The organism is Ruminococcus sp. CAG:57, from assembly GCF_000435935.1.
GTDB classification, from domain to species: Bacteria; Bacillota; Clostridia; order Oscillospirales; family Ruminococcaceae; genus Hominimerdicola; species Hominimerdicola aceti.
The window spans coordinates 84,735-107,516 of the sequence record NZ_FR890787.1 but is presented as its reverse complement, the minus strand read 5'-3'; the positions used below and the strand labels follow the sequence as shown (position 1 = coordinate 107,516).

The window sequence follows — 22,782 nt, the reverse complement described above, 5'->3', positions numbered from 1 at the left end:
GAGGTAGCGAGTTCGAGCCTCGTAATCCGCTCCAAAAAAGTCCTTACGATGAGTAAGGACTTCATATTTTTTGCGGGTTTATTTCAATTACCAGAATACTTTTCTTCCTGAAAGGAGATGGAGGTGCGATCCCTCTGACCCGCTCCAACAACGCCTTGCTTTTTAGCAGGGCGATTTTTTATGCCTGCGTGTTGGCGGAAGTGCTGCAAAGTGCGTAAATAGGCGGCTTGACTGACAGTCCAGCTCGATTTTGTTGACTTTTTCAAAGCCGTGGGCTATAATGTTGACCATAGAGAGTGCACTCCGAACAAATTGAAAGGTGATATGCTATGGAAGATAAAATTACTCTTGGAAAATTCATTCAATCAAAAAGAAAAGAACTGGGGCTTTCTCAAAAAGACCTTGCTAAGGAGCTTTATGTTACTGAGTCGGCAGTGAGCAAGTGGGAGAGAGGGGTATCATATCCTGATATAACGATGATATCGGGACTTTGCAGGGTGCTGGGCATTTCTGAGCACGAGCTTTGCACGGCGAGCGAGGACAATCAGCAGAGAGAGGCTGAGTTTATGGCGCGAAGTTATAAAAGCTTTGTTCGGGGGTACACTATCATAACTGGGATAGGCTATCTTGCAGCGATAATACCGAGCTTTATTTATAATGTGGCTCATGGCGGTATAGGTTGGTTCATGGTGCTTATCACGTCGCTGATGCTGACGTTTTCTTTCATCAATGTGCCTGTGCTTGTGAAGAAAAACAGGGCGTTATGGACATTAGGTTCTGCGACGGTTTCGCTTATGCTCCTTTATGCCACAGGGTGCATTTATTCTCACGGGGATTGGTTTGTTATGGCGGTACTTGGAACGCTCCTTGGGGAGGCTATCGTATTTTTGCCTTTTGTGCTGAGAAGTGAACAGCTTGAAAAGTATGTGAGAAACAGCAAGGGTCTTGTGTGCATGGCGGCGGATTCGGTACTGACTTTTGCCTGCGTTGTTTTTGGTACGCTGAAATACGGTGACGTGGTAGACCTTCGTGACGGTATGCTTGCAACGGTGGCTTGTGTGACATTGGTGTGGGCTGTGTTCCTTATTATAAGGTATCTAAAGGCGAACGGCTTTTTCAAGGGTGCACTTTGCTTTGCGGCATCTGTGGTATGGGTAGCGGCAATGACTGTGCTGAGCAATGCGTGGAACGGCATGAAACTGTCTGAGATATTTTCGGTGAAAGGTGCTGACAACAGCCGCTATGATGTTATAGTCTGCCTTTGTCTGGCAGGAGTTGTGTATAAGTTTGCGAGAAAGAGGTCGCAGGATAGATAAGTATGATAGAATAAGAGATATACAAAACGGATAAGGATAATTGGAACTATACAAGGACATCGGGGCATCGAGGGCGCCGTCCCCTACATAAATGTGATCGGAAATAGGAAATACCGCACTTAGGTGAAAACTTTGGTGCGGTATTTTTATTTTGCTGTGAATATTTTACCCGTATATGTCAAAAATAATGCCAGAGGACTTATGCCGCCGATAGCATAAGACTGCCGTGGGCGCAACAGTGGCTGCGGAAATCATATCGGAGAAAGGTTTTGTGTGTATGAAAAAATTCAGTATCAGAAATTCACACGCAGGCAAGGCTCTGGGAGCGAAGGGTGTTTACATTACACTTGCGGCGTGTCTGCTGGCTCTTGGCGGTGCGGGTATAGCTGCATATAACAAGGCTATGGAGGATATCACCGACAATCTGACTATTTCGAGCGTTGACAGCACTGCGCCAAAGCAGGCTGATAACAAGAAAACGGACGTTAAAAAGGACGAAAGCTCCAAACCGGATGTGGACATTCAGACGCAGCCAAATGTTATGCCTGTGAACGGTGAGATATTAGAGCCGTTTTCTAATGGCGAGCTGGTGAAGTCGGAAACTCTCGGCTACTGGAAAACCCATGATGGCGTTGATATCAAAGCTGACCTTGGCGAGCCTGTCAAGGCGATGAACAAGGGCACTGTTACAAAGATATGGGACGACCCGCTGTGGGGCAACTGCATGACTATCGACCATGGAAACGGCATTGTAGGGCATTACTACAATCTGTCAAAGGAAATGTCCGTCAAGGAGGGCGACGAGGTGAATGCAGGGGAGGTCATAGGTGCTGTGGGCGACACTGCTCAGGCGGAAGCGGCAGAGCTTTCTCATCTGCACTTTGGCTTGAAAAAGAACGGTCAGTGGATAGATCCTATCGAGTTTATTGACCCTGCTGACAAATAAGCTTTCTTCATTTTGGCGCTTTGTAATACAAAGTGCTGATGTTATAATCCCCCATATAACGCCGCATCTGAAAATTTTCGGGTGCGGCGATACATATGTATTGCAGAATAGAGAGAATTGTGCTATAATTATACTTTAAGGCAATGTTGCTGATGTTTTTACACAGAACATGGAGTGGTGGGACGCCGAGGGCGTCGTCCCCTACGGTCTGTTTTATATTGTGTGGATAATGTATAAATTATTGTGAGGTATAATAATGAAAAGCAAAAGAATCTATCCTGCGTTCACTATATCGAAAAAAGGGGAAATGTCCCTGAAAAACGGTCACCCATGGGTGTATTGTGACGAACTGAGAAACGAGCCTGAGGGCTTGAAAAACGGCGAGCTTTGCGATGTTTTCTCTGAAAAAGGCTCTTATCTTGGAACTGGTTTTCTCAGCCTTAACAGCAAGATAAGGATAAGGATCTTATCTGACAACGCAAATGAAAATTTCTCGGAAAACTTTTTCCGCAGACGTATCCGCTATGCTATAGATTACAGAAAAACTGTTATGGGGGGCGACTTTTCGGCTTGCAGGCTTATTTTTGGTGAGGCTGACGGCATGCCGGGGCTTACTATCGACAAGTATGGAGATATACTTGTTTCGCAGGTGCTTTCCTACGGCATGGATATGATAAAGGATATGATATTCAGGCTTCTTGTTGAAGAGCTTGAAAAGGACGGAGTTAAAGTTTCGGGCATAATGGAGCGTAACGATGTCTCTATCAGAAAGCTGGAGGGCCTGGAGCAGTACAAAGGCTGGTATAGGGCTGAATTTCTCCCTGAGCCACCGTCAAATATCACTGAGATAACGGAGAATGGCATACGCTATGAGGTCGATGTTGAGAACGGTCAGAAAACTGGATTTTTCCTTGACCAGAAATATAACCGCCTTGCGGTGTCGAAGATAGCAAATGGCAAGAAGGTCCTTGACTGCTTTACGCACACTGGTTCGTTTGCTCTTAATGCGGCAATGGGCGGTGCAAGGCACGTTACGGCAGTGGACGTTTCACAGTTCGCTGTTGATACGGCCAGGGAGAATGCTGAGAGAAACGGTCTGACTGACAGAATGGATTTTCTTTGCGCAGACGTTTTCGACCTGCTCCCGAAGCTTCTTGAAGAAAAGGCTGATTATGACATGATAATCCTCGACCCGCCCGCTTTCACAAAGAGCAGAAAGACAGTTGGAAGCGCTGAGAGGGGATACAAGGAGATAAACTACAGGGCAATGAGGCTTCTGCCAAGGGGCGGATATCTTGCCACCTGCTCATGTTCGCATTTTATGGAGAACAGGCTGTTTGTGAAAATGGTAATGAGTGCTGCAAAGGACGCAGGCGTTCAGCTCAAGCTTATTGAAGCAAGACAGCAAGCTCCTGACCACCCGATACTTCTCAATGTGCCTGAAACGGATTATCTGAAATTTTATCTTTTCCAGGTGGTATAGGGTTGACAAATAAGCCGTAATGTGATATAATATAGCTGTCGAAGGACCTGATATATCACAGTTTGTCTGCTGAGTTCGGACATAAGTCACAGGTATCTTGGGTATCTTGGCTTCCAGCCGACGAAATAGACTTTTCAGCCCTGTTGTTTTTCAGCAGGGCTTTTTATTTGTATTTTGCTATTGACAAATGCTTGCGGATATGGTATGATATAGGTGGCTTAGAGATAAGCGTGGCGCACCCCGTTCAGCGCATTATAAATGTACGGCATATCATAAATTGCCGTTTGTCTGCGGTATCGGACATAAGTAGGTATTTTCTGCAGAGGCAGCTGCTTCCACCGACAAAATAGACATTTCAGCCCTGTTGATTTCAGCAGGGCTTTTTTATGTGTTGATATTTAAAAACTGTCATATTGCACATAAAAAGTGAGCAAATATTGTATAAGATTTTATGTATAAAAGTGAGAAAAACCTATGGTAATTTGGCTTTAAATCTGTTATAATATATATGTAACCGTGGGCGACGGGATAATTGTGTCCGCACGCTTCGGAATTCAAAAAATTTTTGGAGGTAAAAAACCAATGGCAAAGAAGTATTGTTATCTTTTCTCTGAGGGTAATGCCAACATGAGAGAGCTTCTCGGCGGTAAGGGTGCTAACCTTGCTGAGATGACAAATATCGGTCTCCCTGTTCCTCAGGGCTTTACGATCACAACGGAAGCTTGTACTCAGTATTATGAGGACAACCGTGAGATCAATCCTGAGATCATGGCAGAGATCAACGAGTACATTGTAAAGATGGAAGAGATCACAGGCAAGAAGTTCGGTGACAAGGAGAACCCACTCCTCGTTTCTGTACGTTCAGGTGCTAGAGCATCAATGCCTGGTATGATGGATACAATCCTTAACCTCGGTCTTAACGAAGAAGTTGTTGAGACTATCGCTGCTCAGTCTGGTAACCCAAGATGGGCTTGGGACTGCTACAGAAGATTCATTCAGATGTATTCTGACGTAGTTATGGAAGTTGGTAAGAAGTATTTTGAAGAGCTTATCGACGAAATGAAGGCTAAGAAGGGCGTTAAGCAGGACGTTGAGCTGAACGCTGAGGATCTTAAGGAACTGGCTAACCAGTTCAAGGCAGAATACAAGTCTAAGATCGGTTCTGACTTCCCAACTGATCCTAAGGAGCAGCTCATGGGCGCTATCAAGGCTGTATTCCGTTCATGGGATAACCCAAGAGCTAACGTATACAGAAGAGATAACGATATCCCTTATTCATGGGGTACAGCAGTAAACGTTCAGTCCATGGCATTCGGTAACATGGGTGACGACTGCGGTACAGGTGTTGCATTCACAAGAGACCCAGCTACAGGTGCTAAGGGTCTGTTCGGTGAGTTCCTTACAAACGCACAGGGCGAGGACGTTGTTGCTGGTGTTCGTACACCAATGCACATCTCTGAAATGGAGCAGAAGTTCCCAGAGGCATTCGCTGAGTTCAACAAGGTTTGTAAGACACTTGAAGATCACTACAGAGATATGCAGGATATGGAGTTCACTGTTGAGCACGGTAAGCTTTATATGCTGCAGACAAGAAATGGTAAGAGAACTGCACAGGCTGCTCTTAAGATCGCTTGTGACCTCGTTGATGAGGGCATGAGAACTGAGGAAGAGGCTGTTGCAATGATCGACCCAAGAAACCTCGATACACTTCTTCACCCACAGTTCGACGCAAAGGCACTCAAGGCTGCTACTCCTATGGGCAAGGGTCTTGGCGCTTCTCCAGGAGCTGCTTGTGGTAAGATCGTATTCACAGCTGATGACGCTGAGGCTTGGAACGAGAGAGGCGAGAAGGTCGTTCTCGTAAGACTTGAGACATCACCTGAGGACATCACAGGTATGAAGGCTTCACAGGGTATCCTTACAGTTAGAGGCGGTATGACATCACACGCTGCCGTTGTTGCTCGTGGTATGGGTACATGCTGCGTATCTGGCTGCTCAGATATCGTTATGGACGAGGCTAACAAGAAGTTCACACTCGCAGGCAAGGAGTTCCACGAGGGTGACTATATTTCAATCGACGGTTCAACAGGTAACATTTATGATGGTATCATTCCAACTGTTGACGCTACAATCGCTGGCGAGTTCGGCAGGATTATGGGCTGGGCTGACAAGTTCAGAACAATGAAGGTTAGAACAAACGCAGATACTCCTGCTGACGCTAAGAAGGCAAGAGAGCTGGGTGCTGAGGGTATCGGTCTTTGCCGTACAGAGCACATGTTCTTTGATCCTGAGAGAATCGCTGCATTCAGAGAGATGATCTGCTCAGACACAGTTGAAGAGAGAGAGGCTGCTCTTGCTAAGATCGAGCCAATGCAGCAGGCTGACTTCGAGGCTCTTTATGAGGCACTTGAGGGTAACCCTGTTACTATCAGATTCCTTGACCCACCACTTCACGAGTTCGTACCAACAGAAGAGGCTGATATTGAGGCTCTTGCTAAGGCACAGAACAAGCCTGTTGAGACTATCAAGGCTATCATCGCTTCACTCCACGAGTTCAACCCAATGATGGGTCACCGTGGCTGCCGTCTTGCAGTAACATATCCTGAGATCGCTAAGATGCAGACAAAGGCTGTTATCAAGGCTGCAATCAACGTTAAGAAGAATCACCCAGACTGGACAGTTAAGCCTGAGATCATGATCCCACTGGTAAATGATATCAAGGAGCTTAAGTATGTTAAGAAGTTCGTTGTTGAGACTGCTGACGCTGAGATCAAGGCTGCTGGTTCTGACCTTGAGTACGAGGTTGGTACAATGATCGAGATCCCAAGAGCTGCTCTTACAGCTGACGAGATCGCTAAGGAAGCTGACTTCTTCTGCTTCGGTACAAACGACCTTACACAGATGACATTCGGTTTCTCAAGAGATGACGCTGGTAAGTTCCTCAATGCTTACTATGATGCAAAGATCTATGAGAACGATCCATTTGCTAAGCTCGACCAGAACGGCGTAGGCAAGCTTATGGAAATGGCCCTTGAACTTGGTAAGCCAGTTAATCCAAAGCTCCACTGCGGTATCTGCGGTGAGCACGGCGGCGACCCAACATCTGTTGAGTTCTGCAACAAGATCGGTCTTGACTATGTATCTTGCTCACCATTCAGAGTTCCAATTGCAAGACTTGCTGCTGCTCAGGCTGCTATTGCACAGAAGAAGTAATTTTTGCAAAGTTTAGGATATCTGAATAGATAACAAAAATTTCACCCCGTGTCTTATGATACGGGGTGTTTTTGTGTGCAAATAAAAAATAATAGAGGTCTGACGTTTGAGCCAGACCTCTATTTTGCTATGGATAATCACTTTTTCTTTATTTTTTTGTAGTCACGCTCTTTGAAACCGACCATGCACCGTAATATTTTGTGCCGTTCACTGCCGTGTAGGAACGGACACGAACGTAATATTTCTTGTTGCCTCTAAGTTTGGAAATTGTGGTCTTGTCGGTCTTGTTGTTTTTTATGGTGACTTTCTTTGCGTTTGTAAACTTGGAGTTAGTTGCATACTGTATCTCATAGCCCGTTGCAGAGCCTTTCTGCGCCCAATCCACGAAAAATGCTTTGGATTTAGACGTAAGCTTTTGTATCTCCTGCTTGGCAGGGTTTATGGTAAAGGTCTTTGTGATAATGCCACCGTATTTGCCTTTGCCTGTTATCTTGACAATTGCCTTGCCGATTTTTTTGTTGTTTGAGTAGGAAATTGTGTAATCAGTTCCGTTTTTCAGGGCAGTGCCGTTGTATTTCACAGTAATGTTCTGCGTGATAGCCTTGCCTGTGTATGCCTTGGTGGAAATGCCAGAAACGGAAGCTTTTGTGATATCATATTTTGCGGTCTTTATGTTTTTTATGTCAGACCATGGACCATAATAAGTCTTGCTTCCAACGTTTGTGTAGGAACGCACACGAACGTAGTAGGTCTTATCGGCTGTCAGACCACTTATTGTCAGGTTATCTGGCTTGTTGGCAGTGAGGTGTTTGGAAGCCGCACCGCTCATGTTTGCACTGGTGGAATACTGAATGTCATAGCCTGTGGCAGAGCCTTTCTGCGCCCAATCCACAAAGAAGCCTTTGTATCTTGTTTCAAGCTTTTGTATGGTCTGCTTGGCAGGGATAATGTCAAAGTCTGCGGTATAACTGCCGTAGTAGTTGCCCATGCCTGAGATAGTGATGTTAGCGTGACCAATTTTAACATTGTTCGTGACTATCACACGATAGTCGATGTTCTGACGGAGAACTTTGCTTCCGTCCTTAACAGTGACTGTCGGAATAATTGCACTGCCTGTGTACTGTGCAGTGCTTGCATAGGAATAGCCTGATGTTGGAAGCTTTTTTGTGGTGACCTTTACAGTGCACACGGCAGACCTTCCGTTAGGCAGGGAGGCTGTTATCTTTGCTGTGCCTTTGCCCGTGGCGGTCACAACACCGTCTTTTACTGTGGCAACGGCTGTGTTGGAGCTTTTCCATGTTACTGTCTGAGGAGTGTCTGAGGTCACGCTGGCTTTTAGGGTAATGCTGTCGCCGTATGTGACTTCTTTTGACGTGGAGTCAAGAGTTATCTGTGTATTGTCACTGCTGATAGGATAGCTTTTCAGGTCGGGCAGACTTGAAAGTGTCACGGCATAGTCGCTGTTATAGACCTTTTGCCACATACTTTTCTCGGTATATTTCTCAGAGCTTGATATGCAAAACTCACCGCTCCATGTGCCGAAATATGACCATGCGGTGTTTGCATCAAAGGCTTTGTCAAGGTCGAAAAGACAGCCGTTTTCTGTAAGGGCAACTATTTTTCCGTTTGGTGAATAGTCTGTGGCTTCAAGATATTTTGAGCTTTGGGCTGAATAATCTCTTGTGCCTGGGTAGATATCCTCTCCGATTATGTCAACATATTCGTCGCCAGGATACCAATTTGCCGCCTGACCATTCCATACCCATATGATATTGTCAAGCTTGTATTCATTCGTGAGCTTGTCATATATTGCCTGCCAAAGCTTTTTGTAGGCTTCCGAGCCATCTGCACCCCACCAGAACCAACCACCGCTTGCCTCGTGGAGCGGTCTGAACAGTACCGGAACGTCTGCGTCAGAAAGACGTTTGAGTTGTTTGGCAATCTCGTCAACGTCGCTCATAAGAGTGTTGTAGCCCTTAGGGTCTGAGCCGTTCATTATTTTGGTAAGCGAGAACTTTGAGCGGTCAACGTTTTTGGTGTAAAAACCACCCCACCAACGTGGATTTCCGCCGTCTGTACCTGAGAGAAGATATTTGTCAGGGACGTTCCAATGCCAGCAGAATGTTACTATTCCACCTGCCCGTGAGAACTCGATAGCCTTTTCGACAGCGTCGGAGGTGTCACCATTCTGGACACGGCATGGAGTATAGCGCATAAAGTCAAGACCCAACATAGCAGGGGTCTGACCAGTGGCGGACTTTATAGCTTTGAACTCAGTGCCGTTAAGACCACCGTCGCAATACTGTCCTGTTATGACCTTTTTGCCGTAAACGTCTTTCATATAGCTGTAAAGGCGCTGTGTGCTTTGTGAAGCGTATGGGTCAACGAGATTTTCAGCGGCAGTGTAGGCATTTGAAGAGCTCATTTTTTCAATGGTTATGTAGTCGAGAGTAAAATATCCCCACGACATTGTTATTTTGACAGTGTTCTGACCCTTTTTGAGATAAATACCATTCACTGTGGACTCTTTATAGGCAGAGCCGTTTGCACTGCTGAAAGTGCCTGCATTTGAGCCGTTTACAGAAAGGTTGTTTATCTTATTCGAGCCTTCCCCGCGGCTGTAAAGCTTTATTTTGTAGTATCCGCTTTCGCTGACTGTAACAGTCTGTGACCATGTGCAGCTTGAGTCTGAAAAACTAACTGACCTAGAGCCTGATGCGGAGCTGTCTGTTTGGATATAGGCAGAACCGCCCAAAGTGCCGTTTTCGGCTTCATATTTAAGCGTCTGCTGTGCAAAAACAGAAAGCTGAGCCGAGCTTGTGGTGAGCATTGCCACACTTAAAAATGCGGCTGCGACCTTTTTGATATTGAACTTCATAGATGTTTTTCCTTGTTATATTATTTACTGATAAAGCTAAGAGCTTACAAGCATACATTTATTTTAGCATAATTTTTGTGAATTGTAAACAATATATCAAGGCTAATTATAAGATGATTTGTAAACTTTAATTTTGCTTATTTCATTAGCCAAATTTCGCAGACGTATTCGGTCGTGTATGAAATATCACCATTAGGCTTTTGCTGACTATCACATCTATCATATATTATGCAGCCGAGGTATTTGTAATCTAGCCTTTGAGAATAAACTGTAAGGACGCCTTCTTCATCAGTGAAAAGCTCGTTTGAAAAATTCACCTTTTTGGCATATTCAAATATTTCATCATAGCTTTTGCAGCAGTTCATTACATAGCTTATCCTTATAAATTCACTGTCTGAGGGAAGCCCAACGTCGCTGAGGTTGCTTTTTAGCTTATCCAATGTTATTTCATTCCTAGTATCGATCTCGCCCTCGCTTTGTACATTAGTCATTGTTTCGAGGCCTAATGCTAACAGGCTGTCAAGCTGTCCGCAGACCCTCAGGGGTGCATAGCCTTTGCTTTCACGTTTTTTATTTATTTTGTCTACCAGTATTCTGCTCAGCTCATTTGCTCCGTCCTCGGAAAAATATGACGGCTCAGGCTCGGCTGGAGCTGTGTTTTCCTCCTGCTGTGCTTCATTTGGCTGATAGTCATTTTGCTCTTCGGGCTGTACTTGAATAACTTCTTGTTCTACGGGTAAAGCGGCTGCTGTGGTCGTGGTGCCTGCTGTGCCTGTGGAAGCTTGCCTAATACCGCCTGAAATTTTGTCTATCTCATCTGCCGTTGGTGCAGGTGCGGTGGTGGTAGTAGGTACAGTTGTTGTGGCGGCAGTCGTTGTCTGCGGCATGGTCGTTACAGCGGCAGAAGTTGTCACAGCTTTTGCAGGCTCAGGTGTTTTAGTTTCTACGGCATTGTTTTTCTTGCTGACAACGGCAAACACTGACGATGCGGCTATGATAGCGACTGCAACACAAACCATTGGTATGGTTCTTTTGCGTGACGTGTTTACCTTTATAAGTAATTCTTTACGCTCGTTGACAATGGACATACAGGCAAAGCAGAAAGTAGAATCATCGTGAAGCTCGCTGCCACAGTGAGGACAAGTTCTCATTTTTTACGCTCCCTTGATTTGGTTATTTTAATTCTATCACATTTTCTGTAAATTGTAAACATGTTTGAGACGTTTTGCATGATTTTTAAGAATGCTCACTGTCTATGCAGGCTTTTATTTGACATTTCGTCATTCTTGTGATATAATCATAGCGTGAGCGAGCTATGCGATAGCGTAAACGTTCTAGGTTTATGAGGAAAGTCCGAGCATCATAGAGCAGGATAGCTGATAACGTCAGCCGAGGGTGACCTTAGAGCCAGTGCAACAGAAATATACCGCCAACTTTTGTTGGTAAGGGTGGAAAGGTGGGGTAAAAGCCCACCAGAATGGCGGAGACGTCATTGCTATGTAAACCTTATCCGATGCAACACCAATGGTAGCTTGCAAGTCAATGGCTGCTCGTCAGACTTGGGGCTATAGGTGGCTAGAGCTGTGCGGCGACGTACAGTCCAGATAGATTATCGCACTCGACAAAACTCGGCTTATCGGTTCGGTCACATTTGCTCCGTCAGTTAAACTTTTTTAAGCTTAACTACGGGGCTTGTTTTTTAATAATATATAAATTTGGTAATTTGTTTTGTGCATTATAAATAAATTTCTATAATTCCCCTTGTGATTTTACGGGAAATATGTTATAATGATGCCAGACGTATTTATATAAGCAGAGGAGGGCTGTTTGTATGGAAATGCCAGCTAGGACCTATAACGAAAAGTTCGAGAGCTTTTTGAAAATACTTGAAAGCGATGACAGATTTGATAATGTGTGCAAGAATTTTCTCGAAAGTATTTGCTCTGCACTTTATGTCAATGCGGCTACGGTAACAGTTTCAGGCTATGAAAACTCAGAACCTTTGAGTTATGAATTGATCGCTGATACACATAAATATACTGTATATGCTTTTGATAAAGAATTTAATAGAAATAGATACAATGCAATGAAAAAAGCACTTATGCAAACTGGTATCCACGTTGCAGATAAGGCTCATCCGAATGGAGATGTGGAGGAAATATCCCTGCGTGGGGTGGTGTATCCTTGTTCACTCACTTGTGCTGTCAAGGACACCAATAAGTATGTTGCATATTTCAATCTTTTGTCCTCTGATCCTGAGAGAGTATGGTCCCCTGAGGAGATACAGCTAGCCTCACGTCTGACATACATACTTTCTGGCATGCTCCATACTAGGAGAGCGGCTGAACATGCTGAAAGCACTACTCGCACGCTTACTGATGTTATGGATAATATGAATTCCTATGTGCTTGCAGTGGCACAGGACAGTGGTGAGATAGTTTTTGCCAGCAAGAGCTTTGAACAGTATTTGGGGAAACTGGTCGGCAAAAAGGAAAGTGACGTTTTCAGCAAGACTTGGTGTGAGCTTCCTGCTCATAAAGAAGGACTGCTTTTTGGAGGAGATTATTATTCCGAGATCATGAACAAATGGTTCAATGTGTCGGAAAAACTCATAAAATGGCATGACGGCAGAACTATCAGACTTTGTACACTTAATGATATCTCAGAAAAGATAAATTATGAGAGGGTCATCGAAAAGCAGGTCTTTTACGATAATCTCACAGGTATTCCTAACAGATTAAGTCTTGATAAGAGTATACAGGGCATTATTGAAAGCGATGAGAACAGCACTGTTATGCTCATTGACCTTGATAATTTCAAAAACATAAATGACAGCTATGGTCACAATAATGGTGACCGACTTCTTAAAGAGATAGGTAAATTCTTTGAGGATTTTGCCCAGAAGAATAAAAAGCTGAGCGTTTTTAGATTTGGCAGCGATGAGTTCGTTGTGCTTCTGAGAGATCAGGATCAGACCGAGATCGACGAGATATGCAAGATCATACATGATAAGTTCAACACAGAGTGGCAGATAGCTAACAGCACTTGCTATTGCACTTGTTCAATGGGCGTTGCGAAGTTCCCAAAGCTTGACGATACTGTAAACACAGTTCTTAAAAGGATCGACCTTGCCATTTCATATGCGAAAAAGCAGGGCAAGAATTGCACTATAAATTATAACGAAACTATCGGCAGGATACTTTCAAGGCAGATCGAACTTGAAAGGCTCATGCACAAGGATATCACAAATGGCTTTGCACATTTCACGGCGTATTATCAGCCTATATTCAGCAGCTCTGAAAAGAAGCTTGTGGGCTGTGAAGCGCTTATGAGGTGGAATCCACCTGAGTTCGGTCAGGTTTCCCCTGCCGAATTTATCCCTATGGCGGAAAGACTTGGCTATATCAATCTCTTGGGCGAGAACATAATAAGGATCGCAGGCAGACAGTGCAAAAAGTGGGCTGACGCAGGGCTTGATTTGAGAATGAACATCAATCTGTCTGTAGGTCAGATAATTGAGCCTGATTTCCTTGACAAGATAGACACACTTTTTGACGAAACAGGCGCACCCCCTGATAAGATATGTTTTGAGGTCACAGAAAGTCTTGCTATCCATGATATGGAAAAGATGAAGGAGCTTTTGAAGCATATAACAGACAAGGGCGTGAAGATAGCACTGGACGATTTCGGAACGGGATATTCTTCGCTTAACTGCATAAAGGAAATGCCGCTGAATACCATTAAAATAGACAAGTCGTTTATTGATGATATTGCAAAAAATCCTGACACTGCGGTGTTTGTTAAAATGATAGTTAATCTTTCTCACGACCTGCATATAGCAGTTTGCGCAGAGGGCGTTGAGGAACAGGTGCAGTTCGATATCCTGAGAGATCTGGAAACTGACGTTATACAAGGCTATTATTTCGGCAGACCTATGCCGTCAGACAAGTTTGAGGAGAAGTTCCTTAGCGAGAAACTCCAGTCAGTAAAATAAGTCGCCAAAAAAAGAAAGTTCGACCGTCGGGCGTAATACTCGGCGGTCTTATAAATATGTAAAAATCAAAAATAAAGGGGAAAGCTTATGAGTGATGAGAAAAAAGACGTAAACAGCCTGCAGGAGAATGTGGGCAAAAAGGGCATAAACAAAAAGCTTATCATCGCTTTTGCAGGCATGGGCGCTGTTATAGTGGGGCTTGTTATTGCACTGATACTGGTGGCAACATCAGGCAAAAAAGACGTGGACAGCTCGGCTTCAAAGGCGGAGAGCGGTTCTGCGGTGGCTTCAGAAACCGATGACACCAGTGAGGAGGACTCTGTGGCTGATGAAAGCGAGGACGAGCCTGATGATGAGGAAGAAAGCTCTCAGGAAAGCAAGGACGATAAAAAGGAAAAGGGCTTTATCATCTCCTATTCAGGGGACAACAGTTGGCAGGACGGCGACAAGGTCATGACGGGCATGGAGATAGGCATTGAGAACAACTCCGATGAAGCCCTCAAGGAGTGGACGCTGGAGCTTGAAATAGACCAGCTCAAAAGCTGTGACGGCTGGAACGGCAACTTTAAGGTCAAGGGCAACAAACTCACGGTCACGAATGTTGATTACAATGGCGAGATCGCAAAGGGCGGTTCGACCTCTATCGGCTGTAATATCGGAACTGGAACAAAGCTCAATGTTAAGTCTGCAAAGCTAAACGGTGTGGAGTGTACTGTTAAAAAGGGCAAGGTATCACAGAATAATAACAATAACAACAATAATCAGAATAATGATAAAAAGGTCACGGAAAAGGACGTTAAAAAGCTTCTAAAGCGTACCTCAAAGGCTAAACAGGGTGATGATTGGCTTCACACAGACGGAAGCAAGATACTTGATAAGGACGGCAAAGAGGTTTGGCTCACGGGCGTGAACTGGTTTGGCTACAACACAGGCACTAACACCTTTGACGGACTTTGGAACAGCGAGCTTGTGACATCGGTGGAGGCTATTGCAGACCACGGTTTCAATCTTATAAGAGTGCCTATGTCAGCGGAGCTTATCAACCAGTGGTCGGAGGGTGAATATCCAAAGGCGAACTACAATAACGCATACAATGAAGAGCTGAACTCTATGAACAGCCTTGAGATATTTGATTATTTTCTCAAGCTTGCGGAGGAAAACGGTCTTAAAGTAATGCCTGATATCCATTCAGCGGAAACCAATGCCAGCGGTCATACTGTAAATCTGTGGTATACCGACAAGGTCACTGTAAAGGACTATTACCATGCTTTGGAGTGGCTTGCCGACAGATATAAGGACAATGACACTATCGTTGCATTTGACCTGAAAAACGAGCCTCATGGCAAGCCTAACGAGGGTGACGCTGCGGCAATATGGAATGATTCAAAGGACGCAAACAACTGGAAGTATGTGGCTGAAACGGCAGCGAGCAAGGTGCTTGCGAAAAATCCTAATGTGCTTATAATGGTCGAGGGTATCGAAATATATCCTAAGAACATCAAGAAAAACGGGGATTATTCCTCCACCAACAGTGATGATTACTATTTCAACTGGTGGGGCGGAAATCTCAGGGGCGTAAAGGACTATCCTATCGACCTTGGCAAATATCAGGATAAGCTTGTTTACTCGCCGCACGATTATGGTCCGACAGTTTATCAGCAGCCTTGGTTCGAGGGGGATTACACATACAAGAGCCTTATGAAAGATTGCTGGAAAGACAACTGGTTCTACATTCAGAAGCAGGATATCGCACCGCTTCTTATAGGCGAGTGGGGTGGCTTTATGACAGAGCCTAACCTAACTTGGATGACCTACATGAGAAAGCTAATAAAGGACAATCATGTAAATCACACTTTCTGGTGCTTCAATGCAAACTCAGGTGACACGGGCGGACTTGTAAAGGACGATTTTGTTACATGGGACGAGGAAAAGTATGATTTTGTCAAGGAAGTTCTTTGGCAGGAGGGAGGCAAGTTCGTTGGACTTGACCACGCTATCCCGCTTGGAGATAATGGTATAACTTTGAAAAAGGCAAAGGGTCTTTGATATCGCATATAAAAATAGCGGACGAAGTTTTCGGGCTTCGTCCGCTTTTGTATTGTATTTTTATCGCTGGTCGCCCATAAAGAACAGAGCGAGAGTTCCAGGTCCTGAGTGTGAGCCTATAACAGCACCTGTGTAGCAGATATGCACAGTGGTCTTCTTGCCAAGCTTTTTTCGCATAAGGTCGGCTGCATATTCTGCGTCTGAAAGGCAGTCGCCATGGCAGACGGCTACTGTGGAATTATCCCAATTTCCCATGCGTTCGCACATCATATCCACAAGCTTTTCAATGGATTGCTTTCTGCCTCGTATCTTTCCAACTGGGATAAGATGTCCCTCGTTGTCAACGTGGAGAAGCGGTTTAATGCCAAGAATAGAGCCTGCTATGGCGGCAGTCTTTGATACTCTGCCTCCTCGGTGGAGATATTTCAGGTCATCAACTGTGAAAACATGGCATAGGTGAAGCCTGTTGTCAGTGATCCACTGGGCAAGCTCGTCAATGGAAAGACCCTGCTTTTTCTTTTCGTCAGCCTTTATGAGCAAAAGACCTTCGCCTGTTGAAGCACAGAGGGAGTCTATGCAGATTACCTTGCCTTCTGGGTATTTTTCCATTACGTTATCTCTTGCAATGCAGGAAGTGTTGAAGCTGCCGCTAAGACCTGACGAAAATCCAAGATAAAGCACGTCATAGCCTGCGGCAAGTTCCTTTTCAAAAGCCTGTTCATAGTCGGAGATACCTATTTGCGATGTTTTCGTTACTGCTCCGTTTCGCATTTGGGAATAAAATTCAGGCAACGTCATGTCATTCTTGCTCTTTACAACACCGTTTACCTCAAAAGATAAGTCCAGAAGCGTCACGTCCATATTTTTTAATATATCCTCCGACAGATCGCAGGTGGAGTCGGAATATAGCTTGTATTTTCTGTCAGACATTTTTATCCTCCTTTTGCCGCTTGGGCAACAATATAAAAATATTATAACATATGGGCGGGCTTTTGTAAAATATCCCTCAACTATACTTTGTAAAATTTCTATGAACACAGTTGTCTGCGGTGCTGTGCGACAGTTAAGGTATTTTCAGATACGCCAACAGAAAAGTCACGGCAGGCGGAGGAGATAAGCATATCGCTTATGCGATTTTCTATGAGGGCGGTAATTATGTGGCGTATCTCTCGTGCAGAGCCGCTTTTTGAAAGTGCCTGCTTTGCGATAAAATGGTAGACCTCTGGCTGACAGGCGAGTGTACAGCCAAGTTCAGAGAGCCTTTTTTCAAGAGCGGATATTTCAAGGCGTGTAATGTTTTCCATATCGGAAAGGGTAAGGTCGTTAAAAACAATCACCTCATCTATCCTGCCTAAAAGCTCGGGAGACATAAAGCTTTTAAGCTCTGAGAGCATGGCTTTTTTCTTGGCTTCGCCATTTGACTTGCTGTTTGAAAAGCCCACGGCCTTGGTTTCGGCAAGCTTTTTCACGCCGATATTCGAGGTCATTATTATAAGGACATTGGAGAAAGAAACTGTCCTGCCAGCGGAGTCGGTAAGACAGCCGTCCTCTAGTATCTGCAAAAGCAGGTTGTAGATGTCAGGGTGAGCCTTTTCTATTTCGTCAAGAAGAAGCACACAGTAGGGCTTGCGGCGAATTTGTTCGGTGAGCCTGCCACCCTCGTCAAAGCCAACATATCCAGGGGGCGAGCCTATGAGCTTTGAAACGCTGTGGCGTTCCATGTATTCTGACATATCAAGCTTTACAATGGCATTATCTCTGCCAAAAAGCGTTTTGGCAAGATCTTTTGCAAGCTGGCTCTTGCCCACTCCCGTTGACCCTAAGAAAATAAAGCTTCCCATGGGGCGGTCGCTGCCCTTTAGTCCTGCACGACAGCGGCGGACGGCAGAGCAGAGTGACTTTATAGCCGTCTGCTGTCCCACAATGCTTTCGCTTAGCTTATCTTCAAGCCCTGTGAGCCTTGCGGCTTCGTCCTGTCCGATATCGGCGCAGTTTATGCCTGTGAGCGATGAAATAACGCTGTCAATGTGCCTTTTTTCAAGTGGTATGCGTTTTGGGCGGCACTCTGTTATGGCGGTGAGATATTCGTCACGGGTGAGCTTGCCTTTCACATAATCGTTGAAAGCGTCTGATATTTTCTCACCAGAATTATTTTCGCTTTGCTCTATGACCGCACAGGCACAGGCTTCGTCAAGGATATCAATTGCTTTGTCAGGAAAAAATCTGTCGGTGACATACCTTGCGGCAAGCTTAACTGCATATGGTATAAGGTCAGGGGAGATGTCAACGCTGTGGTGCTGTTCATATTTGTCTATAAGACCGCTGAGGATACGGCAGGTCTGGCTTTGATCAGGCTCATCTATCTTCACTTTCTGAAAGCGTCGCTCCATAGCTGAGTCTTTTTCAATATTTTTGCGGTATTCCTCAAAAGTCGTTGCGCCTATGAGCTGTAGACCGCCCCTTGCAAGCTGTGGTTTCAGGATATTTGCAGCGTCTATTGCACCCTCTGCCGCTCCTGCACCCATTATGTTGTGAAGCTCATCAATGAAAAGTATCACATTTCCAGCCTTTGCGGCTTCGTCCATACAGCTTTTCAATCGCTCCTCAAAGTCCCCACGATATTTTGCTCCTGCAAGGAGGGCAGTTATATCAAGGGAGAAGATCCGCTTTGAGGACAACGCAGACGGCACTTCTCCAAGCATGATCTTTCTCGCAAGCCCCTCCACAACAGCGGTCTTTCCCACACCTGCCTCACCTACAAGGCAGGGATTGTTCTTTGTGCGGCGGCAGAGTATCTCCATGATACGTTCTGTTTCAGCTTCTCTGCCTATGCAGGGGTCGAATTTTTCGCACTCGCTTTTGCGTGTAAGCTCTCTGCCGTAGCGTTCAAGGGTCTTTAGCTTTGGATAATTTCTGTCTGAAAAAATATTAGGCTCGTTGCCTGACAATGAGCAATCGTTGTACATCTTGTTGCAGTTCACCCCTAACTGCTGCAATATCTCAAAGGCACAGCAATCACTGCGGCGGAGTATCATAGCAAGAATGTATTCCGTTCCTGCGATACCGCCACCCATGCTCTCGCACAGCCTTTTTGCGCCTTTTAAAACAGCGGCAGCGTTAGGAGTGATGTCATTTTTCGTAAGACGGCATGGTGTGCCTCTGCCTATGATGTATTCTATCTGCTCCTCTATCCTTTGAGCCGTGACCTCGTGGCGCAGAAGCACTGCACAGGCTGTGGAGTCCTCCTCATAGGCGGCAGAGAGCAGGATATGCTCAGTGCCGATATAAGTATGCCCCCAGCTTCCTGCCAGAGTGACGGCATTTTTCACAAGCTCTCTTGCCCTTGGTGTAAAGCTGTCGTTATCAAAAAACTGTTCGTTCATAAAATTCACCCCTTAAAATGTTTAAGACAAAGCTTTGTCTTAGCTACATTCTTGACAGTTTTGCGTCTTGTTATTCTAGCATTTTTATCGCTTTTATATTCTTATGCACAGGACAAATTCTCCTTGCAGATTTTTTTTGTAACACATTTTTCTCTGCGTCATAAACTGTAATATAAAGCAACGGAGCAAAGCTTCAGCTTTATAAATCTTAATAAAAAAGGAGATTTCATTTATGAACGGTTGTGGATTTGGCGGTTGTTGGTGGATCATTATCCTTATTCTCATATTCTGCTGTGGCTGCGGCGGTTGCGGAAATGGCTGTGGTGGTTGCGGAAACGGCTGCGGTGGTTGTGGCTGCGACAATGGTTGCGGCGGCTGCGGATGCTGATCTGACGGCAAATAAAAGACGGCGGAGCATTACGCTTCGCCGCTTTTTTTTATTTATCTTCTTTTTCCAAACGCTTTTCAAGGCGTTTCACAATAGTTTTCAGTGCTTTTATTCGGGCGTATTTTTTATCGTTGCCTTCAAGTATCGTCCATGGTGCTATATCTGTGGAGGTAAGTGTTATCATGCGGTCAACATATTTCTCATAGGTGTCCCACTTTTCACGGTTGCGCCAATCCTCATCGGTTATCTTCCAACGCTTTTCAGGCGTGTTCTCACGCTCGTTAAAACGGCGGAGCTGTTCGTCTTTATCTACATTCACCCAGAATTTTATTATCTCTGCGCCCCAATCATGAAGCTGGCTTTCAAATTCGTTTATCTCACGATAAGCCATGTTCACACGTTCCTCGGGGGTGAGCTTTTCGATAGGCTCGACCATTACTCTGCCATACCATGTGCGGTCAAAGATAGTAAAGTGACCATTCTTTTCAAGACGTGTCCAGAAACGCCATAGATAGTGTCTTGCAAGCTCTGACGGTTCGGGTGCAGCGATAGGGTGAACTTCATAGCCCCTTGGATCAAGGGCCGCCGCAATGCGCTTGATATTTCCGCCTTTTCCTGCTGCATCCCAGCCTTCATAGCATATTATAACAGGTATCTTCTTCTGATAGCAGAGATTTTGCAGCTTGAAAAGCTTGTCCTGATATTTTTTCAGCTTTTTCTCATATTCCGCTTCGTCAAGGGACTTGTTCATATCCACTTCTGCAAGAGCAGGCATTTCAATAGTTTTATATTCAGGATAATTGTATCCGCAGGTGTCGAACTGTGGTTCGGGAATATAATGTTCGCCCTTTTCCTTGGCGGAAACTGCAGTGCTTACTGCCTTTGTGACCGCTGTCAGCACTTCAAGCTCAGCAGAGGCACGTTCATTTGCCCCAACGCAAGTCCACGGAGCAAATGCCGTGTTTGTGCTTTCAAGCATTTTGTCATATCTGCGGAAAAACTTATCGTATTTTTCCATGTTCTTTATATCGTGGCTTTCCACACGCCAGCTTGTAACAGAGGAGTTCTCCAGCTTTTCGATACGCTTTTTCTGCTCGTCTTCGGTAATGTGCAGGAAAATTTTCACGATAACATATCCGTCATCTGTAAGCTGCCTTTCAAAGGTGCAGATATCTTCAAGACGTGTGTCCCTTGTTTCCTTGTCTATCTCACCATACATAAAGGCGTTCACAGTGTCACGATACCAGCTTCGGTCAAGGATAAGAAACTCACCTTTTTTCGGCAGCGTCTGCCAGTAACGCCACAGCCATGGCATACGTTTTTCCTGCTCATTCGGTGCACGAAATGACACCACCTTGTAAAAACGTGGGTCAAGAGAGCGTATGAGCTTTGCTATCATTGAGCCTTTTCCTGCGGCAGACCAGCCGTCAAATGTGATTATAACAGGCACTCCTGCGGTCTTTATTTTGTTTTCAAGCAGGGTGAGCTGTTCTCTCAGCCCTTTTAGCTGTTCGGATATCTCTGATTTTTCTGTGTTTTTCTGTATGATCTTTTCAAGCATTGCTATCTCTCCTCTTTCCACTAAATTGTTATTATCACAACTTAATTTATTTGATTTATGTATATTATACACATTTTATCTTTAATTGTATATAGACATTTTTCATGAAAATGCTATCTCTTTTTTGTTAATACGGAGTTAATATTATTGGTTTATACTAATATGATATAAAATATCTCGCAAAGGATGGCAGTGATATGTCAAAAAAAGACGAAAAGGACATTAATATATCAAAGCTCGACAAAAGTCTGGAGGGTCAGGGTCTGTTGGAGGACGCTGATGACGCAGAGTATGAGCGCACGCTGGCTCAGCAAAGGCGTGAGGCTGAGGAGCGTGAAAGGCAGGTTTTAGAGCAGGCGGAAGCTGAAAGACGTGAGCGTGAACGTCAGGAAGAAAAGGAACGTGAACGCAGGCTTGCTCAGGAGCGTATCGAGCTTATGAAGCTCAAAAGCGGAGTTATCGATGAAAGCGAGTCTTCCATAAAGGAAGAGCATGACCAGATAAGAGAGCTTCATGGCTTTGAAAAGGTGCAGAATTTCTTTTATCACAACAAGGTGTGGATAATCTTTACAATATTTATCATAGCGGTGGCGGCATTTATTTTTATTGACGCTGCAAGGCGTGAAAAGGCTGACCTGACAGTGCTTATGATCGCAAACAACGGCTTGGAAACACGTCAGGAGGAACTGGAGGAGTTCTTTGAAAAATACACGGACGATCTTGACGGCAATGGTTATGTCCATGTTGAGGTCATTATGATTCCGCTAAATTCTCACAGCGACGATTATCAGCAGCAGAACGTGAACAGCACTAAGTTCTTGGCACAGCTTCAGGGGGGCGAGTCTATACTTGTTATAACAGACTCAAACACTGACGAGGAGTTCAAGTCAATAATGACTCCTGAGTTGCCAAAGGAATTTCCGAACAACAAGTATGTTGATGATATGGGCATGAGCTGGAACATGGAGGTCATGGCAAAGGAGCTTAACTTCGAGAATATGCCGAATGATATCCACCTTTCAATGAGAACGCCAGTTAAGACTTTGGGCGACTCCAAGGAAACTATGCAGGAGAATTATGATAAGGCGTTCAAAGTTTTCAAACGCATAGTTGACGATATGACTGAGAAAGCCGTAGAGGCAGGAGATAAGGGCCTTACAACTGAGCCTGTCCACTATGATGACAGCAGTTTGGAAAGCTCCGATAGCACAGAAAGCTCAGAAAATAAGTAACAGATATTTGGCTGTAGTGGACGGCGTTCTCGACGTCCCGTATGACAAAGTAAAGAACAGCGGACAACCACTTTCCTGTGGCTGTCCGCTTTGTAATTAGTATTGATAATCGTAATAAGTGTTGTCCTGATAATAGCCGTCTGTATAGCCGTCAGACTGACTTGACTGTGTGTCGGAAGCGTTCAGGCTTGAACAGTTCTGATCTTCGGCATATTTGTAATCAGAGGTGACACCAAGATATTCTTCAAGGCAAAGACCGCTCTTTGTGACAGCTTCGGCTTTTTTCCTTGCCGAGATAGCGGATATGCCACGGCTCATACACATAGCCTGTTTTATCCTCCT

13 protein-coding genes, 1 other RNA gene and 1 pseudogene are annotated in these 22,782 nt (G+C 44.8%); 9 read left to right on the top strand and 6 right to left on the bottom strand.

Annotation, left to right across the window (positions count from 1 at the left end; genetic code table 11):
* The first annotated feature begins 329 nt into the window (after positions 1-329).
* The 4 genes from QVO88_RS11140 (at position 330) to ppdK (ending at position 6,958) form a co-directional block, all read left to right on the top strand.
* Positions 330-1,316: a helix-turn-helix domain-containing protein gene (locus QVO88_RS11140; protein ID WP_022288534.1), complete on the top strand. Its 987-nt coding sequence runs from the start codon at positions 330-332 to the stop codon at positions 1,314-1,316.
* 277 nt (positions 1,317-1,593) lie between these two features.
* Positions 1,594-2,262: a M23 family metallopeptidase gene (locus QVO88_RS11135; protein ID WP_022288533.1), complete on the top strand. Its 669-nt coding sequence runs from the start codon at positions 1,594-1,596 to the stop codon at positions 2,260-2,262.
* Between the two features lie 256 nt (positions 2,263-2,518).
* Entirely contained in the window at positions 2,519-3,745 is a 1,227-nt protein-coding gene (locus QVO88_RS11130) for a class I SAM-dependent rRNA methyltransferase (RefSeq protein ID WP_022288532.1), read from the top strand.
* Between the two features lie 582 nt (positions 3,746-4,327).
* On the top strand, positions 4,328-6,958 hold the full coding sequence (gene ppdK, locus QVO88_RS11125) for a pyruvate, phosphate dikinase (RefSeq protein WP_022288531.1): 2,631 nt from the start codon (positions 4,328-4,330) through the stop codon (positions 6,956-6,958).
* A gap of 148 nt (positions 6,959-7,106) precedes the next feature.
* Here ppdK and QVO88_RS11120 read toward each other — a convergent pair whose 3' ends face one another.
* On the bottom strand, positions 7,107-9,836 hold the full coding sequence (locus QVO88_RS11120) for a glycosyl hydrolase (protein WP_022288530.1): 2,730 nt from the start codon (positions 9,834-9,836) through the stop codon (positions 7,107-7,109).
* A 137-nt stretch (positions 9,837-9,973) separates the two neighbouring features.
* Positions 9,974-10,987, bottom strand: a complete 1,014-nt coding sequence (locus tag QVO88_RS11115; RefSeq protein ID WP_022288529.1) for a zinc ribbon domain-containing protein — start codon at positions 10,985-10,987, stop codon at positions 9,974-9,976.
* A 154-nt stretch (positions 10,988-11,141) separates the two neighbouring features.
* Between QVO88_RS11115 and rnpB the strand changes: the two genes are divergently transcribed.
* The 3 genes from rnpB (at position 11,142) to QVO88_RS11100 (ending at position 15,876) form a co-directional block, all read left to right on the top strand.
* Positions 11,142-11,488: RNase P RNA component class A (gene rnpB, locus QVO88_RS11110), an RNA gene on the top strand.
* 179 nt (positions 11,489-11,667) lie between these two features.
* Positions 11,668-13,830 carry a bifunctional diguanylate cyclase/phosphodiesterase gene (locus QVO88_RS11105; RefSeq protein ID WP_022288528.1) on the top strand — a complete coding sequence of 721 codons (2,163 nt, stop codon included), beginning with the start codon at positions 11,668-11,670 and terminating at the stop codon, positions 13,828-13,830.
* A gap of 87 nt (positions 13,831-13,917) precedes the next feature.
* Entirely contained in the window at positions 13,918-15,876 is a 1,959-nt protein-coding gene (locus QVO88_RS11100) for a cellulase family glycosylhydrolase (RefSeq protein WP_022288527.1), read from the top strand.
* Positions 15,877-15,936: 60 nt separating this feature from the next.
* On the opposite strand, the gene QVO88_RS11095 is transcribed toward QVO88_RS11100, so the two are convergent.
* Both QVO88_RS11095 and QVO88_RS11090 read right to left on the bottom strand, forming a co-directional pair.
* Positions 15,937-16,806, bottom strand: a complete 870-nt coding sequence (locus QVO88_RS11095; protein ID WP_022288526.1) for a DegV family protein — start codon at positions 16,804-16,806, stop codon at positions 15,937-15,939.
* A gap of 98 nt (positions 16,807-16,904) precedes the next feature.
* Positions 16,905-19,259, bottom strand: coding sequence for an ATP-dependent Clp protease ATP-binding subunit (locus QVO88_RS11090; protein WP_022288525.1), 2,355 nt, complete (start codon positions 19,257-19,259; stop codon positions 16,905-16,907).
* Between the two features lie 232 nt (positions 19,260-19,491).
* Between QVO88_RS11090 and QVO88_RS11085 the strand changes: the two genes are divergently transcribed.
* Positions 19,492-19,647, top strand: coding sequence for a hypothetical protein (locus QVO88_RS11085; RefSeq protein WP_022288524.1), 156 nt, complete (start codon positions 19,492-19,494; stop codon positions 19,645-19,647).
* A gap of 49 nt (positions 19,648-19,696) precedes the next feature.
* On the opposite strand, the gene pap is transcribed toward QVO88_RS11085, so the two are convergent.
* Positions 19,697-21,208: a polyphosphate:AMP phosphotransferase gene (gene pap, locus QVO88_RS11080; RefSeq protein ID WP_022288523.1), complete on the bottom strand. Its 1,512-nt coding sequence runs from the start codon at positions 21,206-21,208 to the stop codon at positions 19,697-19,699.
* A 197-nt stretch (positions 21,209-21,405) separates the two neighbouring features.
* On the opposite strand from pap, the gene QVO88_RS11075 reads away from it, so the two are divergent.
* On the top strand, positions 21,406-22,440 hold the full coding sequence (locus QVO88_RS11075; protein ID WP_022288522.1) for a hypothetical protein: 1,035 nt from the start codon (positions 21,406-21,408) through the stop codon (positions 22,438-22,440).
* Between the two features lie 96 nt (positions 22,441-22,536).
* Here QVO88_RS11075 and QVO88_RS11070 read toward each other — a convergent pair.
* Positions 22,537-22,782 (bottom strand): annotated as a pseudogene (locus QVO88_RS11070) (hypothetical protein); the annotation flags it as partial.

Coding starts and splice junctions, on each gene's coding strand:
- QVO88_RS11105 (WP_022288528.1), top strand. CDS start 11,668: ATGGAAATGCCAGCTAGGACCTATAACGAAAAGTTCGAGAGCTTTTTG.
- QVO88_RS11075 (WP_022288522.1), top strand. CDS start 21,406: ATGTCAAAAAAAGACGAAAAGGACATTAATATATCAAAGCTCGACAAA.
- QVO88_RS11130 (WP_022288532.1), top strand. CDS start 2,519: ATGAAAAGCAAAAGAATCTATCCTGCGTTCACTATATCGAAAAAAGGG.
- QVO88_RS11095 (WP_022288526.1), bottom strand. CDS start 16,806: ATGTCTGACAGAAAATACAAGCTATATTCCGACTCCACCTGCGATCTG.
- QVO88_RS11115 (WP_022288529.1), bottom strand. CDS start 10,987: ATGAGAACTTGTCCTCACTGTGGCAGCGAGCTTCACGATGATTCTACT.
- pap (WP_022288523.1), bottom strand. CDS start 21,208: ATGCTTGAAAAGATCATACAGAAAAACACAGAAAAATCAGAGATATCC.
- ppdK (WP_022288531.1), top strand. CDS start 4,328: ATGGCAAAGAAGTATTGTTATCTTTTCTCTGAGGGTAATGCCAACATG.
- QVO88_RS11100 (WP_022288527.1), top strand. CDS start 13,918: ATGAGTGATGAGAAAAAAGACGTAAACAGCCTGCAGGAGAATGTGGGC.
- QVO88_RS11135 (WP_022288533.1), top strand. CDS start 1,594: ATGAAAAAATTCAGTATCAGAAATTCACACGCAGGCAAGGCTCTGGGA.
- QVO88_RS11140 (WP_022288534.1), top strand. CDS start 330: ATGGAAGATAAAATTACTCTTGGAAAATTCATTCAATCAAAAAGAAAA.
- QVO88_RS11120 (WP_022288530.1), bottom strand. CDS start 9,836: ATGAAGTTCAATATCAAAAAGGTCGCAGCCGCATTTTTAAGTGTGGCA.
- QVO88_RS11090 (WP_022288525.1), bottom strand. CDS start 19,259: ATGAACGAACAGTTTTTTGATAACGACAGCTTTACACCAAGGGCAAGA.
- QVO88_RS11085 (WP_022288524.1), top strand. CDS start 19,492: ATGAACGGTTGTGGATTTGGCGGTTGTTGGTGGATCATTATCCTTATT.